Origin of the sequence: Marinobacter sp. LV10R520-4 (assembly GCF_002563815.1) — a bacterium.
Classification (GTDB): Bacteria; Pseudomonadota; Gammaproteobacteria; order Pseudomonadales; family Oleiphilaceae; genus Marinobacter.
Genome location: NZ_PDJM01000001.1, coordinates 498,365 through 521,968, shown reverse-complemented (window position 1 = coordinate 521,968; position 23,604 = coordinate 498,365). Strand labels below are relative to the sequence as shown.

Below are 23,604 nucleotides of genomic sequence, written 5' to 3'. Positions count from 1 at the left end.
TCTGCACATTTAGACTGGCTATTCGCTTCAGAAATGCCTGTTGCAGTCGTTAAGTGAGTGCACCTCAATTTTTACTAAAGTCACAAGGCCCGATGATAATTTTTCAGATAAGCTGTGGGTGCCATTGGCGAAAAACGGCAGATTGCGTGCTGCGTCCGACAAAAAACAAGGGTAACAACGGGGTGAACACATGGTGTTTTTAGACAAAGCAGCGAAAGGCTGGGGCCTGCTGGCAGTGCTGCTTACTTTGGCCGCTGGTGTTTTGGTTGCGTTCGTGACCGTGATCGATCTGGTTTCTATAATGATTGGGTTGGCCGCAGGCCTGGTGGTGGCCAGTGTTTTTGTTACTTTGCGGATTCTCGCTCCGGCACAGCGCAGCCTCATTCATCTCAGCCAGGGCCAGTTAGCGCCGGGTCACCCGCTTGCAAGTTTGTGCGCGCAGCTGCTCAGCGATGCGAGAGCAGGCCGCGCACTGCTGGAAAATCTTCGCCACAGCGCCAATACCAACGCCATTTCCGCGGCAGAAGTGTCTTATGCTGCCGATCAGCTGAAACTGCGGCTGGACCGCCAGGTGAAGGAAACCGCCAGGCTTGCCGAATTCGCCGGCGAGATTACTGGCGCCACTCAGGCATCGACTTTGCAGGCCAATGATGCATCGGCCCTTGCGCAGCAGGCCAGTTCGGCGAGCCAGGACGGCCGCCAAGCGCTGGTGCAGGTGATCGAGCGTATCCGTAATGTGCACCGCCAGTCTGATGAAAACTTGTTGCGCATTCAGCAGCTCAACGAAAAGTCTAATCGTATTCAGGGAGTCACGAGCACGATTCAGAGCATTGCTGAGCAAACCAATCTGTTGGCTTTGAACGCGGCCATTGAAGCGGCTCGCGCTGGCGAACAGGGGCGCGGGTTTGCGGTGGTTGCCGACGAGGTAAGACAGCTGGCGCGCCGCACGGCAGAGGCCACGGCCGATGTTGCGGGCACCCTGGGAGAAATTCGCGAAGACACCGCGCAGATTGTGACCGGCATAGAAGCCTTGACCGTCAGTATTGAGCAGGGTGTGGCGTCGGTGGAATCGGTGGGAACACAGCTGGACGGCATTCGCGAGCAGTCTGACCAGCTTCAGCAGCAGGTCGCGCAGATTGCCAGTATCGATCGCGATAACGAGCACAATCTGCAGCAGATATTCACAGTGATTGAAACGGTGCGCGATGACATCACCGAGAGCGATGTTAGTGTAGCTTCGCTGGCACAGCAGGCTACCCGCCTTATGGAAATTGCTGAAACCACGAACGCGGTGTTTGCGTTGAACAGCGAGACCAGTTACCACCGTCCGTTTTTCCAGCACGCCAGCGTTGGTGCAGCGCAGGTTGCCGATGTTTTTGAGCAAGCTCTACGCGACAATAAGCTCAACGCCGCGGCCCTGTTCGATCGCAATCGCCAGCCTTTGGCCAACACCAATCCGCCGAAATACACCTGCGGATATGACCGCTTTACTGATCAGGCCCTGCCCGTTATTCAGGAAGCCATAAAGGGCGCCAACGCACAGATTGTTTACGCTATTACCACGGCTCCGGATGGCTACGTGCCTACCCATAACCGCGAGTTCGCCCACGCGTCTACCGGCAACGCCGCCACCGATTTGGCCCGTAGCCGCAGTAAACGGTTGTTCAATGATCGCACGGGCATTCGCTGTGGCAGCCATACCCAGGAAATGCTGCTGCAAACCTACCGCCGCGACACGGGTGAAATCATGCACGACCTGTCAGTACCTATTTACATTGATGGCAAGCATTGGGGTGGGTTTCGTATTGGTTACCACCCTCAAAGCAATCCAAAGGGCTAGCAAAGCTTTTTAAACATCAGCGCAGCCGGTGCTTGACGCTCAGCGGTTATCGTCGCCGGTCACCTCGTTCAGGCCCATGGCGCTGAACGCGCCGGCCAGGCCCATAAGCCCCAGCACCAGAATAACCGCAATATTCGAAAAGGTTGAGATCAGCGCCGTCAGGGCCCCGGTTGCCAGCAGTAAAACACCGATAACGGTATTGCTGACCGCGGTGTAATCTGTGCGCTTGTTGCCCCCCGCCATGTCCACCAGATAGGTTTTTCTGCCAAGCCTCACGCCGGCGTGGGCGATGCTGAGCACAAAAAAGGCACTTGGATAGAACCACACACCGCCCATAGATTCCCCCATTACCAGAGCCGTACCTGCAACGCCAAGGCACACTATACTGGCCATGAGTGCGCCGCGAATCATGACCTTGCGGCTAGACGTATCGGCAGCCCAGCCCCAAAAACTGGCACTCAATGAACTGGCCAGGCTGCTGGCCAACAAGAAAACCCCCAATGCCCAGCCGGATTCGGTTTGTTGTTGAGCCAATACCACGAAATACGGTGCGGCCAGGGCAGAGCACAGCAGCAGAGCGCGGGTGATCACAAAGTGGCGGAATGGCTTATCGGTTTTTAGCAGCGACAGGCTGGAAATGGCATCGTGGATGGCGTTGCCGCCACCGCCGGTTTCACCGGGGTACTCGTCGACGCCGGCAAACAGCGCGCCGGCAATCAGCCACAAAGCGGCAGCCAGCAACAGCAGCAGACTGTAAAATGCCATGCTTGGATCGCCCCGATCCCAGAACAATAGGACGGTAAGGGCAACGGTGGCCGTGCCGCCGATGGTGGAAGCCAGGCCAGACAAGCGGCCGCGACGGGTTTTTGGAATGCACTTGCCCTGAACGTCCTTCATTGACACCGAGCAGAAACCGCGAGACAGAGAGAACAGGATGAGCGCGGCGATCAGGCCGTAGCCGGCGCTGTAACCGTCCAGAAACCAGACGCTGGCGGCCATGGCGGCCACGCTCAGGGCCTGGCCCAGGCTGCCCAGAGTCCAGAACCATTTGCGCACCGGTTTACGCCGCACCCAGGCGGCTATCACCATTTGCGGAACCATAGAACCGGATTCACGGATGGGTACCAGCCAGGCCACCAGGGCAGGGGCGCCAACCGCGCTCATCAACCAGGCCAGCACCGTTTTTGGACTGATCAGTAAATCACCGAGTTTAGTGAGAACGTTTGCCGCCAGAATCAGGAAAAAGTTGCGCGGTACTTCGCGGCAGGCTGATTCGGGAATGTCTTTGCAGACCCGTGCGTCTTCTTCGTTGGCGATCAGCCCGTAAAGTCGGTCTAGAGGTGTTTTGGACGTTGGCACACCGGCATTCCCTGTGAAAAGTGAGTGCCAAGCATACCAGTCGCTGTGGATGGGCTAAACCAGATGGTTGTCCCAGTGCAGGGGGAGAGTCGCCAGTTCCTGTGCTGGCGCGCCTGTGCCCATGCGGATCAGCTTGCCCTGGCCGGTGGTGCGGTCTACCAGCATCAGCGCGGGTGCCATGGACTCGAGATTCATCTTGATGCGATCGTAATCCGGGTGGGTTTTTATGCCACCCAGAGCGACAACCAGGGTTTGGCCATCCGGGTGCAGATGCAGTTCGTGTGGGCCTATGCCTTCCAGGTCGAGCGTGTCGACACGTTCATAACCGGCGTGGGCGTCATACACCGCAATAATGCCGTCGCCGCGCTGGTAGCGGCTGGCTGTTGTGTACAAATAGCGACCATCGGGGGAGAACACGCCATGGCCGTAAAAGTGCTCGCCGTCGTTAGCTTTTATGTGTGCCAGGCGCTCGCCATTGCGGCTGTCAAACACGTGAAACCACCAGCCGGGTCGGCGCTCGAAAATCAGTACCTGGGCATTATGCGGGCGAAAACAGCCCCCGTGGCAGCGGGCCTCAACGGGGGTTTGCCAGCGTGGTGTGCTGTCGTTGTTCAAGCTTTGCACGGCAAAGCGGCCATCGCTGAGTTTGCTGGCGCCCACGTACTCGCGGCTTTTCAGTGAGTCAGCTTTTGCCGGTAACAGCGAGCAACCAGTCAGGCTCCAGCCGTTTGCGCCCATGGCGCCAGCAACGGCCGCCAGGAAATGTCTGCGACTTAAACTCATAATGGTTCAGTCGCCATCACTGGAGTTAAAACCACGAATCACCCCAAGGCTGGTTGCGGCTTCGCCGTTGACCAGCGTTGTCAGCTGCGACAAGTCAACATATAGACCCTGAAGGCTGCGGAAGGCGTTGTCGTCTTCCAGCAATGGCGCAAGCGCAAGGTCCATCGCCGGAAAGTGCTCCTGCACTTCGCCAAACTGCTTGTGGATGCGTTCCGCCAGATCGCTATCGCCCTGGTTGGTTAACAGCTTTTCAAGACCGGGCAGGAAGTATTGTTGCAAGCCGTCAACGCTGGCGCCAATGCTGGCCAGACTGCTGCCACTGCGCCAGGCGTCAGCCGCATAAGCAGAGCGTTTGCCATTACCGCGTAATCCCATGGGGGTGGCCAGACGGCGCTCTTCGGCCACTTCCAGCGCGGTTATGGCGGCGCGAATGGTGGCGTGGGTGTAGTTGTCGGTGGCCAGATAGTGGGGTTTGAACTCGCTCCAGTCTGCGACCAACTGTTGGCTGTTATCGACCACATGGGTGGCCACCTGAACCAGCAGTTGGCAGCTTGCTTTGACTGGTAAAGCCTGATAACCGCGGCCGATAGCCTGATGCCAGCCTGCGCGCGTCTGCTGTTCCACAGCCGTTCCGGATTCCGCAGAAGCAGCCAGTGCAAGGCCTGGCAGTGCCAGCGTCGGCATTAACAGGGCAATTGCGGCGGTGCGGAAATAGCGGGTCAATCGCAACATAAAACGTCCTTACAGTGAGTTCAGAAATTCAATCAGTGCCTGGCGCTGCTGTTCTGCCATCTGGCGATAACGGTCGCTGACCGGTTGCGCTTCGCCACCGTGCCAGAGAATAGCTTCTTCCAGGGTGCGAGCCCGACCATCGTGTAAAAACCCGGCCAGCGGGTTCACCTGTTGAGCCAGGCCAACACCCCAGAGAGGAGACGTGCGCCATTCGTTACCGTCGGCCAGAAACTCGTCGCGACCGTCTGCCAGCGCCGGCCCCATGTCGTGCAGCAACAGATCGCTGTAAGGCCATATGGTCTGGCTGCTCAGGTCAGGGCGTTGTGGATCAACACCGGTGACGTGGGTGGGTGTGTGGCAAGCCGCACAACCGGTTTCGTTGAACAGCCGGGCGCCTTGCTGAACGACGCCGCTGCCCATATCGCGGCGGGCCGGAACCGCCAGGCTTTTGGAGTAAAAAGTCACAAAGTCGGCAATTTTGTCCGTCACTTCCGGTTCGCCGCCATTGGCCCAGTCGGCGCAGTTCTGGCTTGGGGTGCAGTCGGTGGTGGTTTTCAGTGATGAGGTAAGGCCCATATCACCGGCAAAGGCGCCCATGCTCTGCTGGTGCACATCGGGTTCCGCGGCTTTCCAGCCAAAGCGCCCGGCGACAGTCTGGCCACTGGCGATGTCCCACACCTGGTTAACCTTTCCGCTGATGCCGTCGCTGTTGGCGTCATCCGGGTCGGCTAGGGCTGCCACCGTTTCGGCGGGAATGGCTTCCAGCAGCCCCATGCCAATCATTGGGGGTGCTACTCGCGGTGAAATCAACAGGTCGTCTCCCAAAGGCCCATAGTTAGCATTCTCTATGGTGTACACAGGCTCGCGTAATTCTACCTCAGTACCGTCAGCAAGCACGTCAACGCGTTTTGCCCAGCTCAAAACCATGTCGGCTTCGGGCTTGGCGCCGGGCAGGGCAGAGGTTTGCAGCTGCGCTCCGTAGACCGGGTGGGGCTTGAAACCGTTGGTGCGCAAAATGTCGGCGTCTTCAATAGGGTCGTGGGGCACGGCCAGGCGCAGAAACAAAGAGACCGAGGGTGTATCAACCGCCGGCGGGTGGCCGCGGCCGTCTTTCAAGTGGCAACCCTGGCAGGTGTTAGTGTTGAACAGCGGGCCAAGGCCGTCACGAGCCTGGGTGCTGGCAGGCGCTTCTACCCAGGGGTTGCGGAAAAAACTGTTCCCAACGCTGAAATCGAGCCGCTTGGTCATCGACAGGTTGCCCTGGGGCAGGGAAAACGCGTTGGTATCGGACTGGTTTACGGTGCCGGCGCCACCGGTCATCGGGGTGGTTTGCAGCGCATAGCCGGCGTGTTCGCTAGAACTGTCGGCGCTGGCTTTAGTGGCGATTTGAGCGCCGGCGAACAGGGGAGCACTGGCAAATGCCAGCGCTCCGGTTAGTAAAATTGTTTTCATTTTGCCTCAGAATGCGTGGCCGGCGTCGTCTGGTGACAGGGCTTCAATACCCAGTTCGCGGGCGGCCTGTTCAATAGAACCGGTTTGAACAACCAATGCCATGATAGCGTCGTTAACAATTTTCGCGCCTTCATCGTTACCTGGTGCAATCATCATATCGAACGCCATAGGGGCCTGTGAGGATTCGGCTTTGGCTTTCATCAGGGCCAGCGCCTGCATGGTTTCGTCCAGCTGTTTGTTCAGTTCGGCATTCAGCTGCGGGTTGGTTTGCTCGACCAGATCAGCCAATGACGGGCCGGTGACCACAGAGTTGTCTACCCGGCGATAGGTTCCTGTGTAAACGTTTTGAATGCCCTGGCCGTTGTAGTAGTGCGAATTATGGGTGTTGTCACTGAAGCAGTCGTGTTCGTCCTCAAAGGAGTTGGCTTCCAGAGCCACTTTCAAGCGTTCACCTGCCAGTTCGCCCAGCGACAGGGAACCCATGCCAAACAGCATTTTTTGCACGCCTTCGCCCGCATCGGCAGACGTCAGTTGAGCGCGGTAGTTGTCGGAGGAACCCTCGGCCCACTGCGCGGTCATCCATTCCAGATCGTCAACCAGCAGCTCGGTCACGGCGTCGAGGTATTGGCCACGGCGATCGCAGTTGCCGTTGGTGCACTCTTTACCTTGCTGGTAGTCGCTGACTGGCCGCTCGCCATTACCGGCGTCAAAGCCATTCAGATCCTGGCCCCACAACAAAAACTCGATGGCGTGGTAGCCAGAGGCAACGTTGGCTTCGGAACCGCCGATTTCGTTCAGGTCGGCCAGCAATTCAGCCGTCAGAGTGCTTACGTCCAGCTGTTCGCCACCCACGTTAATACTGGTGCTGGCGATAATATTGGCGGTTGCGCCAGCGTTGCCCAGCTCGTACTGGTAACCGTCAGATTGGACGTAGTCGATCATGCCTTCGTCCAGCGGCCAAGCATTTACCTGGCCTTCCCAGTCGTCAACCAACGTGTTGCCAAAACGGAAGACTTCGCTTTGCTGGTAAGGAACGCGTGCTGCGTACCAGGCTTCTTTAGCGGCATTCAGGTTGGCTTCGGTGGGGTTGGTAATCAGGCGGTCAGTTGCGGCGTTCAGAGCCCGTGCGGTTATCAACGCATCTTCAAAGGTGGCGTGAGCAACGTCTGCGTAGTGGGTTACCACTGCACTGTTATTAATGTTCTTGCCAATATTCTGGTCAGCGGGCTGGTTTTTGGCAACGGCACCGTTGGTGCCGCAGCCGGCGACAAGTAACACAGAAACGGCAATCGCCAGCGGCGCCGGGCGGGATAGAAAGGGCATAATCAACTCCGAAAATAAGTTATTTTTAATGATACGAGTTCGCGTTTGCATTTTGAGGTGCAACAAGACGCTTGCGCAAATTGTAGTTGATCTCTATCAAAAATAAAAATGAGAATGATTTGCAATAACTATTCGTGCTGTTACATTGACGTCAAGAGAGCGTTTGGTGCGCCTCTTGTGCGCCCTCGTCAATTAAACACCGTGGAGAATGGGATCATGAGCAACTCAGTTATCCAGCTTGCAGGAACGCCCGCCAGCATTTTTACAGCCTGGCAAAACATTAAAAAAAGTTCCTCTGCATCGTCAGGAACGGCTGACTCTGCTGGACCACAGCGCAGTAATGAGCGCCGGTAAACTGGCAATAGCACACTGGAAAAGTGGTTGCTGATACGTCCTGATATACCAGGGTGACTGTGGTGGGCGTTGTTCAGCTGTGATGCGCTTGCACACACCAGTCGTGGTCGGGCTTAATGGCTCCCATTAACCGGGAGCCCGTTTATGCTGAGTTATCTCCATGCCTTTCATGCAGGCAATTTCGCCGATGTACACAAGCACGCGGCGCTGGTGCTGGCACTGAATATGATGCAAGCAAAAGCGTCGGGAATAGCCTGTATCGACACCCACGCAGGCAGTGCGCTTTACGATCTTGATGATGAGCGGGCCCGCAAAACCGCCGAAGCTGATGCGGGTATCCGCAAACTCTGGCCCCAGCTGGACAGCCTGGCGGCAGCCGATTGGCAGCTGTTGCGGCCGTTTTTACAGCAACTAAACTCCGGCGCGAACCTGCACCAATATCCTGGGTCGCCTGCATGGTTTGGGCATTTTTTACGCGCGCAAGACAACCTGGGTGTGTTCGAACTGCACCCGTCAGAAACCAGCAGTTTGAGCCAATGGGCTTCTGGTAAACGATTAAGAGTAACCCATCAGGACGGTATGGCGGGACTGCTGAAAGTGCTTCCACCCCGTCAGCCTCGCTTGCTCGTGCTTATTGACCCGTCTTACGAAGTAAAAACCGATTATAACGCCGTAGCCGAAACACTCAGCCGTGCGTGGCAAAAATGCCGCCACGGGGTGTTTTTGGTGTGGTATCCCATCTTGACCTCTGGTCTTGAGCAGACTTTGCTGGATGGCCTCAGGGCCGACCCGATTCGCAAAATCCTGCGTAGTGAAGTGCGACTGCATACGCCACCGGAGCGCGGCATGGTGGGTTCCGGAATGCTGGTCATCAATCCACCCTGGGGTATGGATGAACGGCTGTCGGCGATGATGAGCGATCTGGAGCCGACCGCGCGGCTGGGCCTGGGCCAACAGATGGACTGGCTGGTTGCCGAATAGCACCGTGGTGCTGCGCTTTCGAGCTACGCTGTGAGTTATTACGTCTTTAACAATTATTAATGTATTGGAGCGCGAGTGGCCAAGCACAAGCCAGAGCAGGGAGATGGCGATAACGGTAACGGTAACGACAATCCGGTGCTACCGGGCGGGTTGATCCCGATAGAACAATGGACGCGGGCGGAAGCATCTGTCCGGCGTACTCTGATGGGAGGCTTAACGCACTGGGTGGATCAGCTTGGAGCCACTATTTCCCGGCGAGAAGAGCCGTTCGAAAGCCTGGGCAGCATACCCGAACTGAGCGATGAGCAACTGCACAGGATAGCGCCGGGGCCACATCGTAAAGAACACGCCCAAGCGGTCATTGATGCGATTCGAGCGCTGCGTGAGCGGGGCCAGCAGCAACCCTTGGATAAACCCTGGGTGATCAGCGAGTTGGCCGCTTTCTGGTGCCGCCACAGGAGTGGTTTGGCCCTGGGTTTTGCGTTCAAAGATTACGCCAATAGTCTGATTGCCGGCATTGTCACCCTTTACGAAATGCCTTACCGGCCTGGTGACTGGATCGAAATTAACGGCCAATACGGCGAAGTGCGCGCCATTGGCACCCGCGCGGCCGAACTGTTAACGCCAGACGACACGGTGATTGTGGTGCCTCACAGCAAACTGTGGGACTCGCTGATTGCCAATGGCAATGACGGCACCAATCACCTTATGTGCGTTGCCGAGTTTCACCTGCAGCCCCACCATGATATGGCGAGGGCGAGGGCGAGGGCGAGGGCGAGGGCGATGACGCTGCTGCGCACCGTCGCATTCACCCACCCGCTCACCAAAACCTGGAAACCGGTATTGGTTGTGGTGTCTAACAAGCCTTGGGGTATGGTTTACAGGCTGAAAGCCTATCCTGTAGAGCCAAGCGCCAAGTTTCGCTTTATCAGTGAACTGACAGCCACTGGCGCGCAAGTTATGGCTGCCGAGGGTATCGGTTTTGTATCTGCACTGATGACAGGAAACTGAGCCAGGCAAGTCGCTCGGGCGTCAGAGAATTAGGGCATCAAGGCGTCAATTCGGTTGCGAATACTCGGTTCGCTATTGTAGGCGATTGCGATGGCGTTATAGGTGTCAATATCCATATTCTGACTTTCAATAATCTTTGCCATTCGAGCATTCACTTCTTCGCCCAGTCTTTTGACATCGGCTTCAGACTCGGCGCCGTCAATGCGGTCTTTGTAATCATTCTGTAAATTGCCAATCTGTTGCTGCGCATTCACGAACCTATGTAACTGCGCATCGTTGTAAAACGCCGTGTGTGTTCCGGCCGCTGCCGGCTCGCTGAAACTTTCAGTAATCTTCTCAATCGCCGGAGTCTGCTGAGCCAAGGCGCTGGCAGCGCTTAGCAGGCTAACAAGCGCTGTGGTGGTGAGAACGCTTTGAATTCGTTTGTTCATGGCGATAGCCTCCAGTAATGGCACAGAATCAGGCTTAAGGCTGGCACAAGGCGATATTGTTAGCAAATTAACGACCTGTATAAGGCCGGTAAGGATGGGTATACTTCGATGCCTATAGTACGGCATCAAAGCCGCGGTGAGAGTTTAAACTATGACCAATCAAAAACAGGCCATGATGTACGGCCTCGCCACGGTATTACTGTGGTCCACCGTGGCCACCGCGTTCAAGTTGGCACTGGCGGATTTGTCCCCGCTGCAGCTGTTGTTAATTGCCTGTGTGGCCTCTATTTTGGTGATGGGCACCATTCTGGTGGTTCAGGGCCGCTGGCGCTTGGTGTTCCAGCTTCGCCGCGGGCAGTATGCGCAGTCATTTATGATGGGTCTGATTAACCCGTGCCTGTACTATTTCCTTCTGTTTGGCGCCTTTGACCGCCTGCCGGCTCAGGAAGCCCAGCCCATCAATTATACCTGGGCGCTGGTGTTGGCTTACCTGTCTGTTCCGTTTCTAGGCCAGCGCCTGCGCGGGCGCGACATCGCGGCCGGGCTGGTGTGTTACGCCGGCGTATTTGTGATTGCCACCCGTGGCGCGGTAACCGACCTGAGCTTTTCAGATCCGCTGGGAGTGGCCTTTGCCGTTGGCAGTACGTTGGTATGGGCCAGCTATTGGATTATTGCCACCCGCGATACCCGTGATCCGGTGGTGGGTTTGTTCCTGAATTTTCTATTTGGTTTGCCGGTAATTGTTGCAGCGGCTGTAGCCACCGACAGCCTGCATTTTTCGCTGACGGGTTCACTGTTGGCGGCCGGTTATGTTGGCGTGTTTGAAATGGGCATTGCGTTCGTGCTGTGGTCCTACGCCATGAAAAAAGCCGAAAACACGGCGAAAGTCAGCAATCTTATTTTTATATCGCCGTTTTTATCGTTGGTGTTTATCTGGTTTATTTTGGGTGAGCGAATTTTGCCGTCTACTTACGTAGGGCTGGTACTGATTATGGCCGGCTTGTGGTTGCAGCAGAAAAAAGCCGAGCCGCAACAGGAAGTCGCCGCAGGAGTCGTGAGCGGTGACGGCTGAGTGGTCGGTTTACTTGGTGCGAACTGCCGCTGGCGCCTTGTACACCGGTGTGTCTATCGATGTGGAACGGCGTTTTGCTGAGCATCAAGGCGGCGCCAGAGGTGCCCGCAGCCTTCGCGGCAAGGGCCCGCTGGTTCTGGCGTTTCAGAGCTGTGTGGGTGGCCGCGGCCAGGCCATGCAGCTGGAGTGGAAAATCAAACGCTGGCCCAAAAACCGTAAAGAGGCGCTGTGCAATGGCCAGCTTACGCTGGACGACTGGCTTCGCGACCAGTAAGGTTTCGAGAGCTTAAAGGCGCAGAACGTGACGCCCTCAACGAATGTTTCTTAATTACCACAGGTGTTTAGCCCCTCGTGTACTGGAAAACAGATACTATAAAAATACCCGACTGGGACCGTAATTCGTTGCTGGACAGGCTGGAAGCGTTCGAACCGGAAAACGATCGAGAGCTGAGCCGTGAAATGGTGGCTTACTGTCATTTTTATGGGCTGGACCTTTGGGTAGAGCATTCGCAGGTGGCATATCATCAAGGCTATGTGAATTCCGGCAAGCATCAGGTCATGGTGCACTATTACCGCACCACAGCGGCAACACACTGCCGTGGAACGGTGTTTGTCATGCACGGCTACTTTGACCACGTCGGGCTTTACACCCAGCTGATAGACCGCTGCCTGGGAGAAGGCTTCGATGTGCTGGCGTATGACCAACCAGGCCACGGGCTTTCCAGCGGTACGCCGGCGGCCATCGGCAGCTTTTTGGAGTACCAGCAGGTGCTCAGCGATGTGACGGAGAAGGTGCGACAGAAAATTCGCGGGCCCTGGTATGCCGTGGGGCAGAGCACGGGCGGCGCCATATTGATTGACTATCTGTTGTCGAATCATCATACCCGGGACACATCAGAGTTTCGCAAAGTGGTTTTACTGGCGCCGCTGATACGCCCTGCCGGCTGGGTCAAGGCCCGCGTGTTGCACACGGTGCTTAAGCCGTTTGTCAGCCGTTGGCGGCGGGTATTCAGTGCCAACAGCGGCAACTCGGAGTTTTTGAAATTTCTACGTAAGGCTGACCCTTTGCAGGCACGTGCTATTCACGTTGACTGGGTTTCGGCCTTGCGTCAGTGGGTGCCTCATATTGAGTCGGCGCGTCCGGTTGAGTTTGATATAACCGTCGTCCAGGGTGAAAAAGACCTGACCGTAGATTGGCCTCATAATTTGCGGATTATTCGTAACAAGTTTGCCCGGGTCCATGAAGTCAAGTTGCCGCGCGGCCGGCACCATCTGGTCAACGAGGCCCACGATTTGCAGGCAACTGTGTTTAAAACCATTATCGATACATTCACGACAGACGTGTGAACACGCTGTCGCAGACCCACGGAAATAAGGAACACGCTGTGAAAAAAACCATACTTGCGGTAACGCTGGCCAGCCTGACGCTTGGCGGCTGTATGACATACGACCCGTACACCGGCGAACAGAAAACATCGAATGCTACCAAGGGTAGCGTGATTGGCGCACTTGGCGGCGCCGCTATCGGTGTGGCTACCTCCAGCAAAAGTGATCGCGGCAAAGGTGCGTTGATTGGCGCTGCCGCTGGCGGCGCTCTGGGTGGCGGTGTCGGTGTGTATATGGATCGTCAGGAAGCGCAGTTGCGCCAACAGCTTGAGGGTACCGGGGTGCGCGTGGTGCGTAACGGCGACCAAATCGAGCTGATTATGCCAGGCAACATTACCTTTGACCTGAATCAGACCAGTATTCGCTCGCAGTTTGCCGGAACTCTGGAATCCGTTGCCGCTGTGTTGAACAAGTTTGATCAAACCGTTATTCAGATTGAGGGGCACACCGACAGCCAGGGCGCAGACAGCTACAATCAGCTGTTGAGTGAGCGTCGGGCGTCGTCGGTTCGTGACTTTTTGCTGAATCAGGGCATTGAGTCCAGGCGTACCCGCGCGATGGGTTACGGAGAGCGTTCCCCGGTGGCGTCTAACGACACCGAGTCCGGCCGTGAACAGAACCGTCGCGTTGAACTAACGCTGGTGCCTATGGGCTAATGCCGTTGCCCGCGCGCTAACGCGGCAGAGTCAAGTTCAGATCCCGGATAAGAGTCATCGTGCCAGCGCCTTGGCCAGCCAATCGGCCAGGCGCTGGGCCCGCGGTGACACCGTATCACCGGGAAGCCGCAGGCACAGTGTATCGCGGGTTTCTATAAAGCCCCAAGGCGCCAGCAGGCGCCCGCTGCGCAGGTCTTCCTCCACCAGATATTGCGGCGCTATTGCCACGCCCAGCCCTACCAATGCTGCCTCTAGCATGTAATTTAAATGTTCGAACGATTGCCGTATCGGCAAACTCTGCGTATCTAATTGCTGATGCTTACACCATTGTGGCCAGGCTTGCGGCCGTGACAGGGTTTCCAGTAGCGGCAACTCCAGCAGGGCGCTCGCCGGCATGTCTGGGTTGGCAGGGGCCAGACTGGGGGCCATCACCGGTCCGATTCGTTCAGGGCCCAGAACAATCAGGTTTTGCCCCGCGGGCGTAGGTGCTGAGGTAAAGCCCAGAGCTGCGTCTACCCCTGCGGGCAGATGCAGCTCTTCGTCGGTGGTGGTCAGGTGAATGTCCAGATCGGGGCAGTCCTGGCGCAACCGGCCCAGGCGCGGAATAAACCAGCGCGCCAGAAAGCTACCCGAGCAGCTCAACACCAGGGGCGCATCACGGGCCTCTCGCCGCAGGCGCTCGCAAACCTGTTCCAGCTGTGAGAAAACCGAATCCGTGGTAGCGAACAGCTGGTGGCCTGCGACGGTTAAGGCAATGCCGCGGCCCTGGCGCTCGAATAACGCTATGCCGAGTTGTTGTTCAAGCTGACCAATTTGTCGGCTAACAGCACCGTGAGTCACGTTAAGCGCTTCAGCGGCACGGCTCATGCTTAGCAGGCGTGCCGCAGCATTAAAGGCGCGCAGCGCATTCAGCGACGGTAAAGGCAGGTTGGCATGTTCCATAAATTGGTTACTTTTTCTCACAGGTTGGTGCAATTTTATCGATTTCCCCCTGTGTTGTCCTGCTTTACACTGACTATTAATTAGAAATCGAATCAGCGCAACGGAGTAAATCCCATGAGCACAGCAACCACGCTACGACAGGGCCCGGATATCAACGGCTTTTTTGGTCATTTTGGTGGCCGTTTTGTGGCCGAGACCCTGATGCCGCTCATTCTTGAGCTGCAAAAAGAATACGCAAGTGCACGCAACTCAAAAGACTTTATTGATGAGATGGACGGGCTGCGCCGTGACTTTGTTGGCCGCAAGAGCCCGCTGTATCTGGCTGAACGGTTAACCGAACAGCTCGGCGGTGCGAAAGTGTACCTGAAGCGCGAAGACCTTCTGCATACCGGTGCTCACAAGATCAATAATTGCCTGGGCCAGATTTTGCTGGCCAAACGCATGGGTAAAACCCGCATCATCGCGGAAACCGGGGCGGGCATGCACGGTGTGGCAACTGCCACCGTAGCGGCGCGCTTTGGTATGGAGTGCGTGGTGTACATGGGCAGCGTCGACATTCACCGTCAGCAGCCCAACGTGCAGCGCATGCGTTTGCTGGGAGCCAAGGTAATTCCGGTCACCAGCGGTGCAGGCACTCTTAAGGATGCCATGAACGAAGCCCTGCGTGACTGGGTTACCAACGTGGTTGATACTTTTTACATCATTGGCACAGTAGCAGGTCCGCATCCCTATCCGGCCATGGTGCGTGATTTCCAATCGATTATTGGTGAAGAAACCCGCGAGCAGATTCTCGAGCGCGAAGGGCGCCTGCCCGACACGCTGGTAGCCTGTGTGGGTGGCGGCTCAAACGCCATGGGCCTGTTCCACCCGTTCCTGGACGATGACAGCGTAGCCATGGTGGGTGTTGAAGCTGCCGGTGAAGGCCTGGACAAGCGCCACGCGGCCAGCCTGAAAGGCGGCACCCCTGGCATATTGCACGGCAACCGTACCTTCCTGCTGCAATCCGCTGACGGGCAGATTCAGGACGCCCATTCGATTTCGGCGGGCCTGGATTACCCGGGCATTGGCCCTGAACACGCCTGGTTAAATGATATTGGCCGGGTCAGCTACGCCGCCATTACCGATGACGAAGCTCTGGAAGCCTTCCACACTCTGTGTCGCATCGAAGGTATTATTCCGGCGCTGGAAACAGCCCATGCTATTGCCTACGTGATGAAAGTGGCCCCGACATTGCCGCAGGATCATTTGATTGTTATCAACCTGAGCGGCCGCGGTGATAAAGACATGTCTACTGTCCTTGCCGCCATAGACGCCAGTGCGGAAAACGCTGAGAAAGACGCTGGAAAAGACGTTAAAGGGAAAGCCTGATATGAGCGCAAGTCGTATTGATCGTTGTTTTGAAGCCTTGCGCCAGCAAGACCGTGCTGCCCTGGTTACGTTTGTAACCGCAGGCTATCCGGACTATCAGCACAGCGCGGAGATTTTAAAAGGGTTGCCTGAAGCCGGTGCCGATATTATCGAACTGGGAATGCCGTTCACCGACCCTATGGCCGATGGTGCGCCCATTCAACTTGCGAGCCAGCGGGCTTTGGCCGGTGGTCACAACACCATCAAAACCCTGCAGATGGTGCGTGAATTTCGCGAGCATAATCAGGACACACCGATTGTACTGATGGGCTATTACAACCCAATTTACTGCTACGGTGTAGAGCGTTTTCTGGACGATGCCGCAGCATCCGGTGTAGACGGCATGATCGTGGTGGATTTGCCGCCAGAGCATGACAACGAACTGTGCGTGCCGGCCCGCGAAGTCGGTATTCACTTTATTCGCCTGGCAACGCCCACCACCGATGCCGCCCGGCTGCCCGGTGTACTGGTAAATACCTCCGGCTTTTTGTACTACGTTTCCAGCACCGGTGTTACTGGCTCTGCGGCACCCACCGCTGAAAAAGTGGAAAAAGAACTGGCGCGGATTCGAGAGCATACAAACTTGCCGGTGGCCGTGGGGTTCGGTATTCGTACCGCACCCCAAGCTGAGCGCATTGCGCGTTTTGCGGATGCCGTAGTGGTGGGTTCGGCTCTGGTGGAGTGCGTGGCGAACGCTGCAACCGAAGCCGCAGGTCGTGATGACGTTCTGGCTTTAACGCGGGAGTTGTCAGAAGCGGTTAGAGCCGCAAGGGTAAAATCTAGCGTTTGCTAAGAGCCGTTTTCAATAAATTAAGGTTGTTAAAAGCTTGTGCGAGTTGAATCTTGGGCAGGCCTTTTTGATTGGCAATATTATGAGGCGGCGTTGAATCTTGAAAATAAATCTTCCGAATAAAGATTTGTTCATGATCCAAAAGCGGCTCCCAGCGTAGTTAATTACCGTAATGTAGGTTTTATATCGTTATCAAGGTTGGTCGTCGGCCCAAAGGGCTTCTAAAGCCCGCAGATGGCTAATTTCAAAGTACAACAATCTAGAGGGTTAGGGGCATGCTAGAGCTCGAAAGTCTATCGATTGGTCAATATGGCTTCATCGGAAATGTTTTCTCTTTTGGTCTGGCCGTCATGGCATCGGCCACGCTGTTCTTGTGGCTGATGAGGTCATCGGTTGCGCCGGCCTATCAAATGGCTATCACGATCAGCGGTTTGGTAACGGCTATAGCGGCCTACCATTATCTTCAAATCATGCTGTCTTGGGACGGGGCAGCGACGGTGACTACTGGGGAAATCGTGGCAACGGGAGAAGGCTTTAACCGTGCATACCGGTATGTCGACTGGCTGTTAACAGTGCCGCTGTTGTTGGTTGAGCTGATTTTGGTGATGAAGCTCAGCAATAGTGAGACTGTGAGCCGGTCTGTTAAACTCGGCGGCGCAGCCGCGCTAATGGTTATTCTTGGCTATCCGGGCGAAGTGTCGGATCAAGTCGGAACCCGGGCGATTTTCTGGATTCTAGCGATGATTCCGTTCCTGTACATCGTGCGTGAGTTGGTTGTCGGTCTCAAAGAATCGATCTCGCAGCAGCCGGATGAAGTCAAAGGCCTGATCAACGCAGCTGCCATTCTGGTCGTTGCTTCCTGGGCGTTCTACCCGATCGTCTATTTGCTGCCACTGGTGGGCGTGACAGGCGGTGCAGCGATTGTGGCTGTGGAAACCGGTTACACCATTGCTGACATTGTTGCGAAAGCTGTCTTCGGATTGTTGATCTTTACGATTGCTGTGCGTAAGAGCAGGGCAGATGAACGCGAACATTCGGAAGTACCCGCAGAAACAGCCACGCAAGCAGAGCAGAAGGCTCCGGTGAAAAAAGTCGCTTGAAAACAGTCGTAAAATCTGTCGGAACTTGACTGCTGATTGTTAGCCATTGCGATAAAGCCGGCACGGACCAAGTCCGTGCCGGTTCCGCTTTCTCACTTCTGGATCAAGCGGGCTCAATAAGCGGCTTTCAGTAATCATCCCCGCGTAGGGAGAATAACAATGACTGTTTCCGTCTTAGGCGCCGAAGTACCTTTGAAAAAAAACATCAGTGCTAACGTTGCTGCGATCCCATCAGCCGATAAGGCCGATTACGCGCGAGCGTTAGACCAGGTTAGTTCATTGATGCTCGATGCCTTGCAAGCTGTAATGGAAGGGCCAGCAAACAACGCCAGCCAATACCAGATCAGTACCAGAGGGAGTTTGTTGAGAGCCCGTCTGGCGCTGGCCAGTTGCAGAAGTTTTGAATGTTCCCAAGAATATGCGGTGGTTGCAGCGGCATGCTGCGAACTCATCCACAACGCGTCTTTAGTACACGATGACCTCCTCGACGGCGATCAGCTTCGAAGAGGGCAGCCGACAGTGTGGAAAAGACACGGCAGAGGTGTCGCTTTGTGCGCCGGCGATTTGCTTCTTTGTTCGGCTTTCGCCGTGGCCTCTGGTTTGGAGGATGCCCAGCAATCCCGTCTTTTGACGCAATATTTAGCGGCTATGACCGGTCGGGTTATTGTCGGGCAAAGCATTGAGATTGCACCGGTAAAACCCGGTGTTCAGCCCCGGTTTAGAGCCTATATTAAAGCCGCGCAGGCCAAAACTGTCCCACTGATCCAGCTTCCGCTGATGACAGGTGCGATAGCGGCGAAGTCTGAGCTGTCGGTTCTGGACTCTATAAAGCGGTTCGCAGAGGCAGTTGGTCTGGCCTATCAGATCATCGACGACCTGGACGATCTGGCGGAGCCAATGGCTGATCTGAAAAGCAAGGTAAAATCGCTTCATCCTTTCCATGCCTGGCACCACCATCGTGGCAGACTTAATGACAGTCCGGAACTTAGAGTTCAAAGGGCGACTCGCCACGCGTTGGCTGCATTGTGGCGTGGCCGACGCCAGCTTAAGTGTCTTGAAACACAGATGGCTACGCCGATTACGCCCACACTAGGCCCTTTACTCATGAAATTGGAATGCAGAGCACAAGCACATCGTTATTCCTTTGGATTGAATGGGGAGTGATGCCATGACTCAGCAACTATGTGGGGCTCGTGGGGTTAATGCGGCGAAAACAGCGGTGGTTGTCGGAGCCGGATTTGGCGGACTTGCTGTTGCCTTACGCTTGTTGGCTCGAGGTTATAAGGTCGATCTGCTGGAAAAGCACGAGGATTTGGGGGGTCGAGCCAGAACCTTCGAGCTGGATGGCCACAGCTTTGATGCCGGGCCAACCGTCATCACCGCGCCTTTTCTTTTTGCTGAATTATTCGAACGTTTTGGTGAAGTTCTGAAAGATCAGGTGACACTGTTGCCGGTGTCGCCTTTTTACCGCATGGACTTTGCCGATGGCAGTCACTTTGACTATCACGGCACAACAGAGGCGCTGGTTGCAGAGATTGACCGGCTGTCGCCGGGCGAAGGCGAACATTACCCGCAATTTCTACAAGCCGCCGAAGCAATGTACGATCGTGGCTTCACCGAGTTGGCACAGCGGCCTTTTACCCGGGTTGCGGACATGCTGGAGGTTTTGCCAGACCTCATTAAGCTCAGGGCCGACCGGAGTATTTACCAATTTGTTTCTCAGTTTTTCAGCGATGAGCGTCTGCGCAGAGCTTTTTCTGTGCCTTCCCTGCTGGTGGGGGGCAACCCGTTTCAGACATCGTCACTTTACGCCCTGATTCATGCTTTGGAGCGTAAAAGCGGTGTTTGGTATGTACAAGGCGGAACCGGTGCGCTAATCAAGGCATTGGCGGAGCTGTTTCAGCGATACGGCGGTCGCTTGCACGTCGGCCAGTCAGTTCAGCATCTGGACATGGACGGCTTGAACGTGCGCGCCGCTGTGACCGACCAGGGCCGACGTTTTGATGCCGACTTGGTGGTGAGTAACGCGGACCCGCTCTACGTTTATGACCACTGGATTGAAAGAACCACCCGCCAGCGGCTTGCCGACAGCCACAGGGCCCGGTTAAAGCAGTCTATGGGGCTGTTTGTGCTTTATTTCACCACCGAGCGGGTTTACTCCGACATTGAGCACCACACGATTGTGTTCGGTGAAACCTTTCGGGAAATTTTGACCGAGATCTTTGAACAGCGCCAGATTCCGGAAGATTTGAGTCTTTACTTGCACCGGCCCGGCGCGACAGACCCGACCATGGCGCCAAAAAATGGTGACGCCTTTTATGTGCTGGCCCCGGTTCCTAATCTTCAGGGCAATCAGGATTGGGATCAGATTTCTACTGACATTGAAAATCAAATTATCAGCATTTTGACTCAACGCCTCATGCCGGACCTTCCGCAGCAGATCCGCGCCAAGCGCAGCATTTCGCCCACCTATTTCCACACTGAGCTGAACAGTCCCTTTGGCAGCGGGTTCTCTATTGCGCCTACGCTCACACAGTCGGCCGGGCTGCGCTTTCATAACCAGTCGCCGCGCTATCGAAACCTGTTTTTTGTGGGTGCTGGTGTTCATCCAGGCGCAGGCGTGCCGGGTGTGGTGTGCTCGGCCGGTGTGGTTGAGCGCTTAGTGGTCAGAGCCTTTGAAACTCAGCCTGACATCGAAGCGGGAGCGCCAGCAGGCACCGCCATCAGAGGCGTGAAATGAATGAGTCGGTTGCCGAGACCAGTCTATCCGCAACCGGCGCCGATGTTTTGCGGCGCAAGGGGAAGAGCTTTTATTGGGCTGGCCAGCTATTGACCGCAGAACAGCTTGAGAGCGCCGCAGGCCTGTATCAGATATGCCGAAACATAGATGACCTGGCAGACGAGGCATCCACGCCCGCCCAGGCGATGGCAGCTGACCGGCAGCTTGGTGAATTTCACCAGGCACTGATATCCCGGCCAACATTGGCTGACGAAAAGCCCAAGCTCTACCACCAGGCGGAATTGCTGCTGGGAGAACATCCGTTGGCGCTGAGCGCATTGGGTGATCTTGTTGACACGGTGCGTCGGGATCTTGACCTTGTGAGAGTGGCGGATCAGGCCGAACTCCTTCGTTATTGCTACGGTGTGGCGGGAACGGTAGGGGTTATGATGACGTGCCTGTTGAACGCACGTGAGCGGGAAAAAGCCCTACCGCACGCTATTGATTTAGGAATTGCCATGCAGTTGACCAACATCTCTCGAGATGTTCTGGAGGATGCCCACTTGAACCGCTTTTACCTGCCGGCCGATGGGGCAGCGGGCACGATTGAGCCAGAAAATATTGTGGCTGGAAATCGAGTTGCCCGGCACCAAGCCTGGTTGGGCGTCCGCGATCTGCTTGGGATGTCCGAGGTCTACTATCGCAGTGGGTGGCATGGGTTGGGTTATCTGCCGTTCAGAGCACGTTTGGCCATTGCCGTTGCTGCAAAGGTCTATCGGCAAATTGGCCGACAGATTCTGCAAAGGGGCGAACAACGCTATTGGCAGAGCCGATGTGTGGTTGGCTCAGCCGAGAAACTGAGGGTGTCTGTGGGGGCCGTTGTTCAACTGGCGGCAGGTGCAGTCAATCGCCAGTCTATTCGTCACGATCACGCATTGCATCAAGGCCTGACAACCAGTCTTGAACTGCGCCAGCCTGAAAAGCGATGAACCGTCGTCTTGAAGCTGAACTTGAACCGGAAGCCGAACCTGAGACAAGATCTGCAAGCCAGCGCGCTGCGCCAAACGGTGAGTACGACCTTGTTATTATAGGAGCTGGATTGACAGGGCTCAGCCTGGCCTGCTGGCTCCTGCAGTTGGCAGAAGATGGGCAGGCAACATTGCCCAGAGTCTGTTTGTTAGAACCCCGCACATCCTACAGTAATGATCGAACATGGTGCTTCTGGGATCTTGATCCGCACCCTTTTCGCGATCTTATTACCCATCGCTGGTTTCGCTGGCAGGTCAGCCGGGGAAATCAATCTGCTTGTCAGTCTGACGCAAACGCCGCTTACGCAATGCTGCCGGCGGATGTTCTGTATCGGCATGCATTGGCTAGAATAGAAGATACACTGGCTTTCGATTTGCACCTTGGTGTCACCGTTAGTGGCGTTGAGCACACCGATGATGGCGTTCTGGTGTCGGCGGATCAACGCCGTTGGCAGGCAAAGGCCGTCATCGACACGCGCCCTCCCGGCAAGGGTCAGTTGACATCCGGCGTTGGATTTTGGCAGGTTTTTTCAGGCCTTGAGATTGCCTGTCCCAAGCATGGTTTTGACACTTCTACGGCCACACTGATGGATTTTCAGCCCGGCTACCCGCACCCGTGTTTTTTGTACCTGTTGCCTCTCGACGAGGATCACTTTCTGATTGAATGGACCGCCTTTCAACCTGAAAAAGAGCCTGCGCCGGACTATCGCTCAGACCTTGATTCGTGGCTGCAGCGGCAGGAGCTGGGGTATTACGAGGTCACAAGAGAGGAGTCTGGTAGCCTGCCTATGTTACGCATGCCGAATGTTCAGAACTCTGGTCGGGTGATCAGGGCAGGCGTTGGTGCAGGCTGGATGAGGGCCGCCACCGGTTATCATTTTGTGAGTTGCCAAAGAGGCAGCGCGGCTCTTGCCCGGCAAATTCTTGCGGCTCACGCTAGTGGCGACTGGATGCTTCAGGGCCCAAGTGTGCGGGCTGGCTGGCTCGACTGGATGGACAGCGTGTTTCTGCGGGCACTGAAGCGGCATCCGGACAAAGCGCCACAATGGTTCGTGAAGCTGTTTGCCGCCACTAGCGCGGCACAAATGAGCCGGTTCATGAACGACCAGCCACGCTGGCGTGATGCTCTAGCAGTGGCCAGCGCGCTACCGCCAGGGCCCTTTATGCGGGCGGCGCTGCCATGGTGATAAACGATAACGCCACGACTGACAATGTGCTTTATCGGAGTTCCGGCGGGCGCCGTCACCAGCGCGTGATATTGACTATTGCCAGCCTCGCGCTGATCGTCGGCGTTATGCTGCCGGCCCTGTCGATTGAGCAACAGTTCTGGATTGTGTTGCTGCCGATTGGTGTGTTCGGTCTGTCCCACGGCGGCGCTGATCCCATGATTCTCAAGAAACTGACCGCAACGTCATCTAGCGGTTTGTTCGTTGTTCTGTGCGCCTACCTGATGGCCTCGTTGGCTTTTGTTGCGCTAATCTGGGTGCTGCCGGTGGTGGCGCTGCTGGTGTTTCTGGGGTTGTCGATCTGGCATTTTGGCTATACCGACGAAGCGTTCCTGAGCTCGGCGAAAAACCCTTTATTGCTTTGGCTAAGTGGCAGCATGCCCATTCTTGGGCCAATACTCGGGCATCCGCAGCAAACAAGCGAGTTATTTGCTTGGCTGATTAAGATGGAAACACCGGTAGTTTTGGACATTCTGGTATGGCTTGGGCCGTGTTTGGCCGTGCTTTGGCTTTTGGGTTTCGGATACCTGTTGATTGGGCGCCTCAGCCGACCAGATCCAAGAGTGTTGTTGGAGTTATGCTTGGTGGGCGCGGTCTTGATCGCATTGCCACCGCTTCTTGGATTCGCGTTCTATTTTTGTGCGATTCACAGCGTGCGTCATTTCCTTTCGATTGCAGAACACCGCTTGTTGTCGAATCAAAAAAGTCTATTCCAGGCGTTTCCGGTCGGTAAAGTCTTGCCTGCAACGCTGGGGGCGATCGCAATGGCGTGCGTCGCCTGGGGAGTGATCGTACTTATCGAGCCTGCCCCGAGTTTGTTCGTTGAAGCGGTCAGAGTCATGTTCTGGGCGCTGGCCGCGTTGACACTCCCCCACGCTATCATCGTCAGATTATGGTGGAACCAGAGGCTTGCTGAGTGAGAGGGCGGGCCCAAAAAATCGGGGACGGATTTCAAATCTGTCCCCTAAGAGCAAAAAAACCGAGGCCTGAGCCCCGGTTTTTCCTATTCAGC

Annotated in this window: 22 protein-coding genes; 15 read left to right on the top strand and 7 right to left on the bottom strand. The window is 56.0% G+C overall.

Annotated elements, in window-relative coordinates:
• Positions 1-190: 190 nt before the first annotated feature.
• Positions 191-1,840: a methyl-accepting chemotaxis protein gene (locus tag ATG98_RS02440; RefSeq protein ID WP_098419346.1), complete on the top strand. Its 1,650-nt coding sequence runs from the start codon at positions 191-193 to the stop codon at positions 1,838-1,840.
• A 39-nt stretch (positions 1,841-1,879) separates the two neighbouring features.
• Here the strand turns inward: ATG98_RS02440 and ATG98_RS02435 are convergent, their stop codons facing one another.
• The 5 genes from ATG98_RS02435 to ATG98_RS02415 are packed head-to-tail and all read right to left on the bottom strand — an operon-like array spanning position 1,880 to position 7,489.
• Entirely contained in the window at positions 1,880-3,199 is a 1,320-nt protein-coding gene (locus ATG98_RS02435) for an MFS transporter (protein ID WP_098422067.1), read from the bottom strand.
• A gap of 54 nt (positions 3,200-3,253) precedes the next feature.
• Entirely contained in the window at positions 3,254-3,982 is a 729-nt protein-coding gene (locus ATG98_RS02430) for a DUF1513 domain-containing protein (protein WP_098419344.1), read from the bottom strand.
• Between the two features lie 6 nt (positions 3,983-3,988).
• Positions 3,989-4,714, bottom strand: a complete 726-nt coding sequence (locus tag ATG98_RS02425) for an imelysin family protein (RefSeq protein ID WP_098422066.1) — start codon at positions 4,712-4,714, stop codon at positions 3,989-3,991.
• Between the two features lie 9 nt (positions 4,715-4,723).
• Positions 4,724-6,166 carry a di-heme oxidoredictase family protein gene (locus tag ATG98_RS02420; RefSeq protein WP_098422065.1) on the bottom strand — a complete coding sequence of 481 codons (1,443 nt, stop codon included), beginning with the start codon at positions 6,164-6,166 and terminating at the stop codon, positions 4,724-4,726.
• 6 nt (positions 6,167-6,172) lie between these two features.
• A complete protein-coding gene (locus tag ATG98_RS02415; RefSeq protein ID WP_098422064.1) occupies positions 6,173-7,489 on the bottom strand; it encodes an imelysin family protein in 1,317 nt (438 codons plus the stop codon).
• Positions 7,490-7,987: 498 nt separating this feature from the next.
• On the opposite strand from ATG98_RS02415, the gene ATG98_RS02410 reads away from it, so the two are divergent.
• Both ATG98_RS02410 and ATG98_RS02405 read left to right on the top strand, forming a co-directional pair.
• A complete protein-coding gene (locus ATG98_RS02410; protein ID WP_098419340.1) occupies positions 7,988-8,824 on the top strand; it encodes a 23S rRNA (adenine(2030)-N(6))-methyltransferase RlmJ in 837 nt (278 codons plus the stop codon).
• A 75-nt stretch (positions 8,825-8,899) separates the two neighbouring features.
• Positions 8,900-9,835 carry a mechanosensitive ion channel domain-containing protein gene (locus ATG98_RS02405; protein WP_228706001.1) on the top strand — a complete coding sequence of 312 codons (936 nt, stop codon included), beginning with the start codon at positions 8,900-8,902 and terminating at the stop codon, positions 9,833-9,835.
• A 29-nt stretch (positions 9,836-9,864) separates the two neighbouring features.
• Here ATG98_RS02405 and ATG98_RS02400 read toward each other — a convergent pair whose 3' ends face one another.
• Positions 9,865-10,266 carry a DUF4168 domain-containing protein gene (locus tag ATG98_RS02400; RefSeq protein WP_098422063.1) on the bottom strand — a complete coding sequence of 134 codons (402 nt, stop codon included), beginning with the start codon at positions 10,264-10,266 and terminating at the stop codon, positions 9,865-9,867.
• Between the two features lie 151 nt (positions 10,267-10,417).
• Here ATG98_RS02400 and ATG98_RS02395 point away from each other — a divergent pair, with 151 nt between their 5' ends.
• The 4 genes from ATG98_RS02395 (at position 10,418) to ATG98_RS02380 (ending at position 13,380) form a co-directional block, all read left to right on the top strand.
• The gene (locus ATG98_RS02395; RefSeq protein ID WP_098419338.1) at positions 10,418-11,338 is read left to right on the top strand and encodes a DMT family transporter; all 921 of its coding nucleotides are present in this window, start codon (positions 10,418-10,420) and stop codon (positions 11,336-11,338) included.
• Positions 11,328-11,612 carry a GIY-YIG nuclease family protein gene (locus ATG98_RS02390; RefSeq protein ID WP_098419337.1) on the top strand — a complete coding sequence of 95 codons (285 nt, stop codon included), beginning with the start codon at positions 11,328-11,330 and terminating at the stop codon, positions 11,610-11,612. Before ATG98_RS02395 ends, ATG98_RS02390 begins: the two co-directional genes overlap by 11 nt.
• Positions 11,613-11,689: 77 nt before the next feature.
• Entirely contained in the window at positions 11,690-12,685 is a 996-nt protein-coding gene (locus tag ATG98_RS02385; protein WP_098419336.1) for an alpha/beta hydrolase, read from the top strand.
• Positions 12,686-12,723: 38 nt separating this feature from the next.
• Positions 12,724-13,380, top strand: coding sequence for an OmpA family protein (locus ATG98_RS02380; protein WP_098422062.1), 657 nt, complete (start codon positions 12,724-12,726; stop codon positions 13,378-13,380).
• A 54-nt stretch (positions 13,381-13,434) separates the two neighbouring features.
• On the opposite strand, the gene ATG98_RS02375 is transcribed toward ATG98_RS02380, so the two are convergent.
• Complete coding sequence (locus ATG98_RS02375; RefSeq protein ID WP_098419334.1) at positions 13,435-14,322, bottom strand: LysR family transcriptional regulator; 888 nt, start codon at positions 14,320-14,322, stop codon at positions 13,435-13,437.
• Positions 14,323-14,436: 114 nt separating this feature from the next.
• On the opposite strand from ATG98_RS02375, the gene trpB reads away from it, so the two are divergent.
• The 8 genes from trpB (at position 14,437) to ATG98_RS02335 (ending at position 23,512) form a co-directional block, all read left to right on the top strand.
• Positions 14,437-15,690: a tryptophan synthase subunit beta gene (trpB, locus tag ATG98_RS02370; protein WP_098422061.1), complete on the top strand. Its 1,254-nt coding sequence runs from the start codon at positions 14,437-14,439 to the stop codon at positions 15,688-15,690.
• 1 nt (position 15,691) lies between these two features.
• Positions 15,692-16,522: a tryptophan synthase subunit alpha gene (trpA, locus tag ATG98_RS02365; RefSeq protein WP_098419332.1), complete on the top strand. Its 831-nt coding sequence runs from the start codon at positions 15,692-15,694 to the stop codon at positions 16,520-16,522.
• A 272-nt stretch (positions 16,523-16,794) separates the two neighbouring features.
• Positions 16,795-17,619 (top strand): bacteriorhodopsin-like, encoded by an 825-nt coding sequence (locus ATG98_RS02360; RefSeq protein ID WP_098419331.1) that lies wholly within the window; start codon positions 16,795-16,797, stop codon positions 17,617-17,619.
• A gap of 159 nt (positions 17,620-17,778) precedes the next feature.
• Entirely contained in the window at positions 17,779-18,783 is a 1,005-nt protein-coding gene (locus tag ATG98_RS02355; protein ID WP_098422060.1) for a polyprenyl synthetase family protein, read from the top strand.
• 4 nt (positions 18,784-18,787) lie between these two features.
• Positions 18,788-20,359: a phytoene desaturase family protein gene (gene crtI / locus ATG98_RS02350; RefSeq protein ID WP_098419329.1), complete on the top strand. Its 1,572-nt coding sequence runs from the start codon at positions 18,788-18,790 to the stop codon at positions 20,357-20,359.
• Positions 20,356-21,327, top strand: coding sequence for a phytoene/squalene synthase family protein (locus ATG98_RS02345; protein ID WP_098419328.1), 972 nt, complete (start codon positions 20,356-20,358; stop codon positions 21,325-21,327). Before crtI ends, ATG98_RS02345 begins: the two co-directional genes overlap by 4 nt.
• Positions 21,324-22,553: a lycopene cyclase family protein gene (locus ATG98_RS02340; RefSeq protein WP_098422059.1), complete on the top strand. Its 1,230-nt coding sequence runs from the start codon at positions 21,324-21,326 to the stop codon at positions 22,551-22,553. Before ATG98_RS02345 ends, ATG98_RS02340 begins: the two co-directional genes overlap by 4 nt.
• A complete protein-coding gene (locus ATG98_RS02335; RefSeq protein WP_098422058.1) occupies positions 22,547-23,512 on the top strand; it encodes a Brp/Blh family beta-carotene 15,15'-dioxygenase in 966 nt (321 codons plus the stop codon). The genes ATG98_RS02340 and ATG98_RS02335 overlap by 7 nt, the downstream gene beginning before the upstream one ends.
• Positions 23,513-23,604: the final 92 nt, after the last annotated feature.